The 11,638-nt window shown below is 53.0% G+C and carries 10 protein-coding genes and 1 pseudogene; 4 read left to right on the top strand and 7 right to left on the bottom strand.

Features of this window, described 5'->3' with window-relative positions; genetic code table 11:
• The 3 genes and pseudogenes from DEP07_RS25630 to DEP07_RS25640 form a co-directional block, all read left to right on the top strand.
• Positions 1-1,509, top strand: a pseudogene (locus tag DEP07_RS25630) (hypothetical protein); the annotation flags it as partial.
• Positions 1,510-1,591: 82 nt separating this feature from the next.
• A complete protein-coding gene (locus tag DEP07_RS25635; protein WP_063227158.1) occupies positions 1,592-1,774 on the top strand; it encodes a hypothetical protein in 183 nt (60 codons plus the stop codon).
• Between the two features lie 22 nt (positions 1,775-1,796).
• Positions 1,797-2,183, top strand: coding sequence for a Mov34/MPN/PAD-1 family protein (locus tag DEP07_RS25640; protein WP_122963270.1), 387 nt, complete (start codon positions 1,797-1,799; stop codon positions 2,181-2,183).
• 41 nt (positions 2,184-2,224) lie between these two features.
• Here the strand turns inward: DEP07_RS25640 and DEP07_RS25645 are convergent, their stop codons facing one another.
• The 7 genes from DEP07_RS25645 to DEP07_RS25675 form a co-directional block, all read right to left on the bottom strand.
• Positions 2,225-2,398 (bottom strand): hypothetical protein, encoded by a 174-nt coding sequence (locus DEP07_RS25645; RefSeq protein ID WP_167470239.1) that lies wholly within the window; start codon positions 2,396-2,398, stop codon positions 2,225-2,227.
• Between the two features lie 17 nt (positions 2,399-2,415).
• Complete coding sequence (locus tag DEP07_RS25650) at positions 2,416-2,712, bottom strand: ferredoxin family protein (RefSeq protein ID WP_122963213.1); 297 nt, start codon at positions 2,710-2,712, stop codon at positions 2,416-2,418.
• Positions 2,712-4,007 carry an FAD-dependent oxidoreductase gene (locus DEP07_RS25655; RefSeq protein WP_122963212.1) on the bottom strand — a complete coding sequence of 432 codons (1,296 nt, stop codon included), beginning with the start codon at positions 4,005-4,007 and terminating at the stop codon, positions 2,712-2,714. Before DEP07_RS25655 ends, DEP07_RS25650 begins: the two co-directional genes overlap by 1 nt.
• Positions 4,000-5,022 carry an electron transfer flavoprotein subunit alpha/FixB family protein gene (locus tag DEP07_RS25660; RefSeq protein ID WP_173599786.1) on the bottom strand — a complete coding sequence of 341 codons (1,023 nt, stop codon included), beginning with the start codon at positions 5,020-5,022 and terminating at the stop codon, positions 4,000-4,002. Before DEP07_RS25660 ends, DEP07_RS25655 begins: the two co-directional genes overlap by 8 nt.
• Complete coding sequence (locus DEP07_RS25665) at positions 5,019-5,849, bottom strand: electron transfer flavoprotein subunit beta/FixA family protein (protein ID WP_122963210.1); 831 nt, start codon at positions 5,847-5,849, stop codon at positions 5,019-5,021. The genes DEP07_RS25660 and DEP07_RS25665 overlap by 4 nt, the downstream gene beginning before the upstream one ends.
• Positions 5,850-6,206: 357 nt before the next feature.
• Positions 6,207-8,465 carry an immune inhibitor A domain-containing protein gene (locus DEP07_RS25670; RefSeq protein WP_122963209.1) on the bottom strand — a complete coding sequence of 753 codons (2,259 nt, stop codon included), beginning with the start codon at positions 8,463-8,465 and terminating at the stop codon, positions 6,207-6,209.
• A gap of 430 nt (positions 8,466-8,895) precedes the next feature.
• Positions 8,896-10,173, bottom strand: a complete 1,278-nt coding sequence (locus DEP07_RS25675) for an ATP-binding protein (RefSeq protein WP_287103206.1) — start codon at positions 10,171-10,173, stop codon at positions 8,896-8,898.
• A gap of 247 nt (positions 10,174-10,420) precedes the next feature.
• Here DEP07_RS25675 and DEP07_RS25680 point away from each other — a divergent pair, with 247 nt between their 5' ends.
• Entirely contained in the window at positions 10,421-11,608 is a 1,188-nt protein-coding gene (locus DEP07_RS25680; RefSeq protein ID WP_242772095.1) for a M20 metallopeptidase family protein, read from the top strand.
• Positions 11,609-11,638 lie beyond the last annotated feature (30 nt).

Consider the following 11,638-nt stretch of genomic DNA (forward strand, 5'->3'; position numbering starts at 1 on the left):
GCGGAAACGGCGGCTCAACTGCAAGACACGACTTCCCTGCTCGACGCCAAGTCGGAGCAGTTGGACGCCACTTCACAGCAACTTGACGCGACTGCGCAGCAGCTTGACGCCACTTCCCGACAGCTCGAAAGCGCCCTTGCCTCCAAGGCGCAGCTGATTGCGCGACAGGAACAGCTTCAGGCAAGCATCGCGGACTGGGAGCAACAGGAAGTTTTCTGGCAGCAAGCTTTGGAACAAAAAACAGCCGAGCTGCATAGCGCTCATCAGGACTACCTCGAACTGAGCGGAAAACACGAGCAAGCGCTTCAGCAGTTGAACACAGCTTCCCAGCAGCTTGACGAAGCACAGCAACAGTTGGCAGATACTCAAGCCGAACTACAAAGCACCCGCTCCCAACTGGACGCATCTTCCCAACAACTCGGCGAAACTCAGCAACAACTGGAAAGCACAGCCGCCCAGCTCCAAGACACCACAGAGCAACTCCAAGCCGCTCGCGAGCAGGCAGCGCAGCTGACAGCGAAGCAACAACAACTCGAAGCAAGCATTGTCCAGTGGGAGCAACAAGAGCGACTGTGGCAACAAGCTTTGGAACAAAAAAATACCGAACTGCAAGACGCCCACCGCGACTATCTCGAATTGGGCGAAAAGCACACCCAGACGCTTCAGCAGCTTAACAGTTCTGCGCAACAACTCGCCGAGACGACCAAACAACTGGACGAAACAAAAACCCAACTGCAAAGCACAACTTCCCGGTTCGACGTTACTTCCCAGCAGCTCCATGCCGCCCGCGAGCAGGAGGTACAGCTGCTGACCAAGCAGCAACAGCTGGAAGCAGCGATCGCCCGCTTGGAGCAACAGGAGCAGCAGTTGAAGCAAGAATTGGAACAAAAGAGCAGCGAACTGCAAACGAGTCGCCAATCGTATGAGCAATTGAACGACAAGCACCTTTCGCTCGTTCAGCAGCTAAACACCGCTTCCCAACAACTGGAAGCAACGAAAGAACTGGAAGCGCGCCTGACAGCAAAACAACAGCAGCTCGACGACGCGCAAAAACAGCTGACCGAAGCAAACGCAAACTTGTCCGCGATCCAAAAGCAGCTGCGGGCCGCCGAAGACAAGCTGACTTTGCAACAGACGGATGAAAGCAGCTGGAACAAACGCCTGGAAGACACGATTCACTCCTTCAAGCAACAGCTCAAAGAAAAAGAAAAACAACTGGAGCAAATCACTACCCAGGAGCTTGTCTTGAAAAAGACAGTCGCCGGACTAAAACAGTTGGTCAAGGAGCATCAGGAGAAAGAGGAGAAGTACAGACAAGCCATAAAAGATTTCAGCCAAAAAGAAGCGCGGGCAAACAAGACGTTGAGCCAACTGCCGCACAGCACTTCTTCGTCCATGAACGGCCACATGAACGGCAACGCAAACAACAACATCCCTGCTTCCAGCCCAATCTCGTTCAAGATGCCGCCGCATACGCAGCAAGGAAACACATTCAACCCGTTCAAGTGACCAGTTGCAATGTGCGATCGCCGTTACCACTCGACAGCTCGCTGAATAAAACATAGTACAGTACAGAAAGGGAGGGAAATCCATGACACCAGATCAACTCCGCGCACTTTACAATCAGCGTCAGCAACGCCCTGTTCGCCAAGGCATGCGTCCGCTGGGGATGCCGCCATCGCCACTGCCAAAATCCGGGCCTGTGCACAACGTGAAACCCTTTGTCCAATCCAAAACAACCGGAGGATGCTGCGGCAGACGTTGGCAAGGCTAATACAACCGAAACACCCTTTTCCATGACCCGATCTGTGTGGGACGAAATGGTTCGACATTGCCAAGAAGAAAAACCGTATGAGGCATGCGGATTGCTTTCCGGAAGGGGCAACAGCGCCCAGACCATTTGGCGGATGGAAAACGTCCTGAAACGCCCCGATGCTTTTGCCATGAGCACACGGCAAATTCAGAAGGTGCTAAATAAAATGGCCATGCGCGGCGAGAATCTGGTCGGGATTTACCATTCCCATCCAACCGCTCCGCCCGTTCCGTCCACCGAGGACATCGCTTACGCCCACTACACGGAAGCCGCTTACCTCATCGTTTCCTTATCTTCGCCCCAACCTGCACTCGGTTGTTACCGCATTTGGGGGGCCAGAGCTTTTCCACGCCCCTTCCGCCTTGAATAAACACAATTCACCCACAGAGGAAAAACAGCCAGAACGCCGGGTCATCTCCCCCGCTGTTCTGGCTGTTCCTTTTTGGCGACCAGCAAGCATTCGCGCTGCTCCCAGCTTACAAAATCATCCTCCCACAAAACTTGACACCGTTCTTCCTCGATGCTGATGACGACACCTTTGGCTCCATCCTTCACAAATACGACCAGATCGCCCACTTGGATCACCGGAGATCGCCCGCCCATTATCCGAGTCTGAAAATGATTCCGTGGCCGCCCTTCGGGTATTCCCACCGGATGTTTTCGTGCGGACAGCCGATGCGACAGCTCCCGCACTCGTGACAGCCCTCGTAGCCCACATGCATCCGCACTTCTTCCCATTTGTAAACCTCCGCCGGACAAAAGATCGTACAGAGCTTATCCGGGCATTGCGACGCGCACACATCCGCGCTCAATACGTGCAGGTGCGATTGCGTATCTGCCTTGAAGCGAACGAGATACTGCTTCTCTTCGATCGATTGCCCTTTGGGTATTTGCGTCATCACTTCATCACCCTCCATGCATTCATCAGATCGCGCGCCATTTTCCACTTGTCCTTGGCGCTGCCCAGATCGCTCCATATTTTTTTCTGCTTGTTCCACTTCGAGCTTCCGTCCACCGTGAACATTTGGCTGGCTGCCTTGTTCATCAGCGGGATATACTGCTCAAAATATTGCGGGAACTTTTCAAAATGGTGTGTAGCATCCTTGTACTTTTTCAAATCCTGACCGACAAAGCTGTTCAACAGGCTGTCGCGGTACGGCATGAGCATTTTTTCCGAGAAGTCGTTCGCCTCTCTTGCCTGCATAATCGTCTCGGCAGCCATTACCCCCGAAGCCATCGCCATGTTCGAGCCTTCCCGGTGAATCGCGTTGACGAGCTGTGCCGCGTCTCCCACGACGATGACACCGTTTCCGACGACTTTTGGCATCGAGCGATAGCCGCCTTCCGGGATCAGGTGCGCCAAATACTCCTGCTGTTCGCAGCCTTGTATATAGGGGCGGATCATCGGATGGTTCTTGACGTAATCCAGCAGCTCATACGGCTTGAGCTTATGCTTGATCAGCCCGGACAGCATCGTGCCCACGCCGATGTTCAGGCTGTCCTTGTTCGTATAGAGCCAGGCTGTGCCCAGTATTCCCTTGGTCGAGTCTCCAAAAATCTCGATCGTACAGCCGTGATCGCCCTCCAGATTAAAGCGGTCCTCGATGATTTTGCGATCCAGCTTCAATACTTCCATCACGGCCAGCGCAACCTCGTCAGGGCGAAACTCCTTGTGGAAGCCCAGCGATTTTGCCAACAACGAATTGACCCCGTCAGCGAGGACGACCACATCGGCGTAAACATCGCCGTCCGGTCGGTCAGTCTTGATCCCGACGACCTTGCCGTCCTCGACAATACAGGATAACGCCACTGTCTCATTCAGCAAAAGCGCGCCTTCCTGCACCGCTTTATCGGCAAACCACTGGTCGAACTTGGCTCTGAGCACCGTGAAGTTGTTGTACGGCTCCTGCGCCCATTCCATGCCTTTGTAGCTGAAATTGAGCGCCGATTCTTTATCGAGCATCATAAAGCGCTGCTCCACGATCGGCCGCTCGACCGGAGCCTCCTTGTAAAAGCCCGGGATGATATCCTCCATCGTCTTGCGATACAACACCCCGCCCATCACATTTTTGGAGCCGGGATATTCGCCTCTTTCCATCAACAGCACACTGACACCAGCCTTCGCCAGCGTGTAAGCACAGGCTGTTCCGGCCGGACCTGCCCCGACGACAATCACGTCAAATTTTTCAGCCATACGTAACCTCCCTGTCCGGCTCCTTTTGGAACGCTTTCATCAGCAATGGCACGATCTCAAAAGCGTCGCCCACAATGCCGTAGTGACACGCCTGGAAGATCAGGGCATTCGGGTCTTTGTTGATCGCGATGATCAGCCCGGAATTGCGCATGCCGACCAGATGCTGGATCGCCCCGGAAATGCCGATGGCAAAGTAAATTTTCGGCGTAACCGTAACCCCTGTCTGTCCCACCTGATGCGCGTGATCGACCCAGCCCGCTTCGACGGCATCCCTGCTCGCCCCAACTGTCGCTCCGATCGATTCCGCGAAACGGTGGATGAGCTGAAACCCTTCCTTGCTGCCCAGCCCTTTCCCGCCAGCTACGATGACATCGGCTTCATCCAGCCTGACCTTTTCTCTCGTTTCCCGCACGATTTTCAACACTTTGGTGCGAATGTCTTCCTCTGCAAGCTTGATGCTCTCCTTGATGACTTCGCCCGTCCGCATCTGATCCGCTTCCAGTGCTTTCATGACTTTCGGGCGCACCGTCGCCATTTGCGGCCGATGCTTTTTGCATAAAATCGTCGCCATAATGTTCCCGCCAAAAGCAGGTCGGCTCGCTTCCAGCAGTCCTGTCTCCGCATTGACATCCAGCATCGTCGTGTCAGCGGTCAGCCCCGTCTGCAAGTCGGTAGCTACCGCGCTCGCCAAGTCTTTTCCTGTCGTGGTCGCCCCGTACAAAATGATCTCCGGCTTGTGCTTCTCCACACACTCGATGACAGCGCGCATGTACGACTCCGTGCGGTAGTCGGCAAAAATGCGCTGATCGTAGACGTACACCTGATCCGCCCCGTACGGAAAAGCCGTTTGCGCCAGCTCCTCCACGCCATCTCCGATTAAAAGTCCCGCCAGCGGCACGCCGCGTTTGTCCGCCATTTGCCGCCCTGCTCCCAAAAGCTCCAGCGATACGGGCGCAATCTGTCCATCCCGCGCCTCCAGATAGACCCAGATGCCGCGATACTCCTCCAGATTCATGACTGTCCCTCCTTCACACGAAACAATCCCTGTTTCTCCCGGAGGATGTCCATCAAGCGCTCCACTTGCTCTGTCGCTGTTCCCTCCAGCATTTCTCCGCCCTTCGGCTTTTCCGGCGGCCATACTTTCGCGACGATCGTCGGCGAGCCTTTCAATCCAAGCAAAGTCCGGTCAATATCGCCGAGATCGTTCACGGACCAGACAACCGGATTGTACCTGGCCGCCCGCAGCATGTTGGGCAGAGGAGAATACGGCACCTCGTTGATTTCCTTCTCCACGGAAAAAAGACAAGGCAGCGTCGACTGGACAACCTCATGACCGTCTTCCAGCTTGCGGTGAACGATGGCATAGCCTTGTTCCTTGTTCACTTCCACTACCTTTTTCACATTGGTCAGCGGGGGAATATCCAGCCGTCTGGCAACTCCCGGCCCGACCTGTCCCGTATCTCCGTCAATCGTCATCTTGCCGCAGATGACGAGGTCAACCGGATGCTCCTCAGCGATTTTTTCAATCGCCTTCGTGATCGCATAGCTCGTCGCCAGCGTGTCTGCTCCGGCAAATGCGCGGTCCGTCACCAAATAGCCCGCGTCTGCGCCGATCTCGATGCATTTGCGAATCGCTTTTACGGCTGGCGGCGGCCCCATCGTCACCACAGAAACCACGCCGCCATAACGCTGTTTCAGACGGACGGCTTCCTCTACTGCATGCGCGTCATACGGGTTGAGGATCGCAGGCGCACTGGCGCGATCCATCGTGTTTGTCTTCGGATTCATCTTGATGATCTTCGTATCCGGTACTTGCTTGATACAGGCAACGATGTGCAGCATGAACAATCCCCCCTTGCTGCCTGGCGCGGGTTTTTCTGTCGGCCTGTGCAAAGGTTGTCTTTCTTTCGCGCGATTTCCTGCGGGCAGCTTGTCGTTCGTTGTTATAACCTATTGCACCAAAGGCAGGCTTAGACCAGTAAACAGCCGGAATTGCCTTTGCACGGGGGAAAATCCGTTGTCTGCCGCCCCCTCGCGGACGTGAGCATTCGCCTGGAAGCAGGTGTCGCTTATCGGAAAGACGAGCGATCCGAGATCATGCATTCGTTTCTGGGCATGTTTTTCCGTCTGTTTGTCTACGGCATGCAAAAAGACGCCCGCTGCCAACTCGTGGCTTGCGGGCGTCTTGCTCTTTGCTTCTTACTTTTTCACAGACAGCTCAACGGTTCCTTCGGTAAACTTCTTGGATACCCGTTTCAGCTTGATTTGCAGTCCGATCTCAGGAAGGATTTTACCGATTTCCGGCACTTCCGACATCGTGTAGTCGTCGCCGTCGTCGAATGTCGTTACTCCAGCGAGCGGCTCATAATCCATCGTGCCGTAAATGTAATCGAGATCCATGCCAGATGTTTTGTTCGGGCTGAATGCCGCATCGTTCACCTGGTAGCGGGAGTCTGCGATCGCGTCTTTGTTTCCTTCGTCGTTGTTCCAGTAGCGCACTTCTTGATGCGCGTCGACTACGCCGAGCATGCCGTAGCCTGGATGCTGGCTTGTGTTGTTGTCCTGCGTTTTGCCGTAACGGCCGTCGTAGTACCAAATCACCATACCTGGATCGTAAGTGAAGAACGTATCGTTGCGACGGAAATACTTCAATCCAGCGTCTACGCCTTCGTGAGAACGCAGCTCGATCAGGTAGTACGTGTCGTACATTTTGCCTTTTCCATCAAAGTGCTGGAAGCCGTCCAGCTTGAACTTCGGTTCGCCTTCTGCGTCATCCTCGAAAATAACCTGTCCGTCTCCTTCAACTTCAAAGTTGTCGAGATAGAAGCCAGCCATAGCCAGGCCGCCATCTGTCTTGTAGTTGAACTCAACGCGAATTTTCTTGCCGGCAAAATCGTTCAGGCTGATTTTTTCGTGATCCCAACCTTTTGTTACATCGTCGAACACTTCTACTTCTTTGCTTTCCCCGGTATTTTCATCAATCACATTGACGTACAGGAAGTCGTAGTCGGTTTCAATCGCTCTCCAAGAATCAAAGCTCATGGAAGCCGAGCTTACTCCGCTCAAGTCAATGACGTCCGAAACCATTTTGGTATCGAGATTGTCACCCTCGTCAGAGAAGTAGGAGTAGTCCCCATCTTTTGGCTGAATCGGTGGCTCTTTTTCTACTTGCGGCATGTTGAGCTTGATGACTTTTCCGCCCATTTCCAGGCTGGAAGCGTCAACCAGGCTGACTGTCTTTTTCTTGTTTTCCAAATCTTTGTAGTCAAGCACGCGTGGCGAGATCCATTTGCCGCCGTACATTTGTTGCAGCATCATTTTAGACCAAGGGTCCATTCCGGTCGGTTGCGTTTGGAAAATTTGGCCGGTATGGCTTCCGGACGACATCAAGGACCAAGCCCCTACTGGGGAATCGTGCCCTTGCTTGCTTGTGTCATACAAGTCTGGCAAGCCGAGGTTGTGCCCGTACTCGTGAGCGAATACGCCTGGCGCGCCGTCTTCTGGCTGGATCATGTAGTCAAAAGCTTTCAGGCTGGTGCCTGGGATTTCCACCGGCTTTTTCAAAGTCCAGCGATGCGACCAGATTGCGTCTGCATCTTCCCCTGTTTCCTCCCCGATCCCTGCGTGAACAAGCATCAGGTTGTCCAACATGCCATCCGGCTCCATCAAATCCCCGTCGCCATCCAAATCGTACGGGTCGCGTTGGTCGTACTCGTCTTCTTTGCCTGCGATTGCCTCTCCTACTGCGTCAAGCGTTTCCACGACCAAGTCGCGCGGAGCGGAATCGCTGCCGCCGGAGTTGTTTTCGCCATAATACTTGTAGCTTTTCTCAGCCATTTGCCACGGAGTGACTACCCCGTCTACCGTCCAGCTTCTGCCGGATTGCAAGTAGTAGTATTCCGCCATGGTCGTCATGCTGGTGCCTTCTGGCGTCTCGTATCCTTTTTGATTGAACAGCATTTCCTTGTAGTGCTTTTCGTTGAAATCCGCTGTCCAGAGCGTATCGTTCATTTTAGGCAGTTCGTTGTGTTCGCGATCGGAAAACTCAACCAGCGCGATCACGATATTGTCTGTATGTACTCTTTTCGAAGCGCGCAATTCTTCTTCATCTTCAATCTCCGTAACTCGTTGCGCTGCATCCGACAAAGCCGCCAGCTGGGATTTCGTCGCCTTTTTCCCGAAGGAAGAGGATTCGTCTACGCCATGCGGCACTTTCTTGTCTTTGAGGTAATCCTCCAAAGCTTCATTGATTTCATCCTGATCGGCATCCTCATCAATGATCCCTTGCTCAATCAAGCCTTTGACCAGCCGGTCGATGTTGACCGTGGACAAGTCCACCTCCAGGCTATGCTTGTCCTCCTTCGATTTCGCCAACCCCGTAGCGGGTACCGCCGCAAATGCGGTTAGCACGAGCGATGATGAAAATAAAATGGATAATAGCTTCTTGCTTTTCTTCACTGCCGTTCACCCTCTTTTTCTATCTATTTTTTTGCCGGACTATGATAGAAACCCCCAGTTCCGACTATTCACAATTATTACATGTTTTTTGGTTATAGCCAAAAAAATTCTTTCGACAGAAAATCCTTCATGATCAAAATCATTTTTTCACCTAAGCAATCTGACCCACTTTGACAAATCTTTATTTTTTTTGATTTTTATGCAGATTCTTGTCCATTTGGCTGAAAAAAAGACCACTTCACTTATATGTCTACTGCCAAAAGACGCAGGAAAAAATTGTCGTATTTTGTCTAAATAAGTCGAAATATAATTGCATTTTCCTTACCTGTTACCTTGCATATCACGTTTCCTTTTTGAAAAAAACGCAAAAAGCCATCTCGCACAGATGGCTTTTCCCTCGATACCTTGATGCGTAATAGGCCGGAAAATATCACTTGATCGGCAAGGTCACGGTGAATCTCGTAACGCCATGCTCTGACACGATCTCGATGTTCCCCGCATGTTTGCTGACTACTGCTTGCACGATCGGCAGGCCCGCTCCCCTTGCACATGATTGCGTGGCTGGCTTGGTCGTATATCCTACCGTGAAAATTTGCGCGCGCTGCTCTGGCGATATTTCCGTCCCTGTATTTTCTACTTCAAAAATGTACTGCTTGTCTTCCCGGCGACAAGCAATCCGGATTCGCTTTTCGCCCTCCGCCGTTTCCGCGGCATCGATCGCATTGTCGATCAGATTGGACAATATTTTCACCAAATCGATAGACGGAATGCTCTCGAAAGGATCGGGACATTCGGCAAATTGCATGACAATCTGCTTCGACTTGGCCTGCTCCCATTTCGTGTGGAACAAAACCATCAACGCCGGGTTGGCGATCCGCACCGTAAGATCGAGCAGCTTCGTCTCCTTGAGCAGCGATTGAATGTAATCGCGTGCCTTGTCAAAATAGCCGCACTCGATCAAACCGTACAAAACTTGCATATGGTTGACAAAGTCGTGGCGAATCGAACGAATCGAGCTGATGACGGAGCGCAGCTCATCCTGATAATGCTCCTCTGTCTCGCCAACGGCTGCTTTAAGCTCCCGGCGATACCAGCGCTGCAACCCGAGGATCAGCACGATCAGCACGACGACGAACAGCCCGTGAAAAACAAAGACAGGCGTGCTGTTTCGAACGACCTCTTCGCCAATCCCTTCCACCATCGCCATGTCTGTGTCGACGCCAACGATGCCTAGCAGCCGGCCGTCTTTTCCGACCAGCGGCGCACCGGCCGACATGTAAACGCCGTAAACAGGGTCGCGGATGATGTCGGAATAGTAGGATTGACCCGTGCGAATTTTGGCAATCTGCTCTGCCGTCACATAGCAAGGATCGCCAATTTGAAAAGGAAGCGTCCGATCAGGCGGATAGGCCACGACCATGACTTTGCCGCCGTTTCCATCCGCGTTGATTTGCATAATGTACGAGTAAAGAATCCCGAATTGCTCTCGCGCCTGACTAAGTTGGGTACGAATCGACTCATAAGCCGGGTTGTCCTTGGCAGGATGCTGCAAAAATTGCTCATAGGCGGCAATATCGATTCGCTGCGCCACCATCGCCGCCGTCTTCATGCTCTGATTGGCAATCGAAAGGCGGACCGACTGCATCGTATTGTAATAAGAGCCTGCGATGCTAAGACAGGTCATCGTCAAAAACAGGACGCCTGACATCAGCACACAAATCCAGACTCTGCGATTTTTTGTAAAGGATGTTACCATTTTCTCCTCTGCCGTTCTCTCATTGACGTGTCACTCCCTTATCCATTCTAGTCGATTTGTTTCAAAGCTGTCCACCTGCGCTCCCCTCTTGACAGACATACTTTCGCACAACATAGATTGCAAACTATTTTGACTTCTTTTTATAATAAGGAGACTGCGAATTACCAATCTGTTTCCACCGTGAAAAGGAGTGGGTCCGATGCAAGACAAAATGTTTGCCCGTTTACAGGAAATTTACCCGGAGCTGGTTTCATTCAGACGCGATCTGCATATGTACCCTGAGCTTTCCTTTAAAGAAGAAAACACGGCAAAGAAAGTAGCGGACAAGCTCGCTTCCTTTGGCATCGAAGTAAAAACCGGAGTAGGCGGCCTGGGCGTCGTCGGCTACCTCAAGGGTGGAAAACCGGGAAAGACGGTCGCTTTGCGCGCCGATTTTGACGCTTTGCCGATTCAGGATGAAAAAGAGGTTGAGTATAAATCGCGGATTCCCGGCGTGATGCACGCATGCGGCCACGACATTCACACGGCCGGCTTGCTCGGTGTCGCCCAAGTTTTGAGCGAGTTCCGCGATGAGCTGCCAGGTACGGTCGTGTTTCTTCATCAGTTTGCCGAAGAGCTGCCGCCTGGCGGAGCGAAATCCATGGTCGAAGCAGGCTGCCTGGAAGGCGTCGATGTCGTCTACGGTGCCCACGTCGCTTCTGATTTGCCAGTTGGCGTCGTCGGCATTGCAAAAGGATACGTCACAGCCGCTGCTGACAGCTTTGAAATTGTTTTGTACGGAAAAGGCGGGCATGGCGCTTCCCCGCACACTTCCATTGACCCGATCGTCCTCGGCAGCCAGATTGTGATGAACCTGCAACAAGTGGCGAGCCGCCAGATAGACCCGCTCAAGCAAGTCGTGCTGTCCGTCTGCTCGTTTAACGGTGGCGGCGAAGCGTACAACGTCATTCCCGACCAGGTGCGCCTGAAAGGAACCGTCCGCACGTACGACGAAGAAGTGCGCGTAGCGGTTGAGCAATCCATGCGCCGCATCGTGGAAGCGAGCTGCCATGCTGTCGGCGCGACTTGCGAAATCAAGTACGAACGCGGCTATCCGGCTACATGGAACGATGAAGTGGAAACGCCGCTCGTGGAAGCAGAAGCGAAACGTCTTTTTGGCGAAGAGCGCGTCATCCAAATGCCACCGATCATGGGGGGAGAAGACTTCGCCTACTACGCGCAGGAACGTCCAGCTACTTTCTTCATGACCGGCGGACGCAATCCGGAGCTTTTGGCAACCTATCCGCACCATCATCCCAAGTTCGATGTGGATGAGCGTTCCATGATTCAAACGGGGCAACTGTTCATCGGAGCACTGCTCGCGTACCAGGCTCGTCATCAAGAATAATCCGCTCTAATCGGGTAGGAGGCTACCCAT

Source organism: Brevibacillus sp. (genome assembly GCF_003521185.1).
Lineage (GTDB): Bacteria > Bacillota > Bacilli > Brevibacillales > Brevibacillaceae > Brevibacillus > Brevibacillus parabrevis.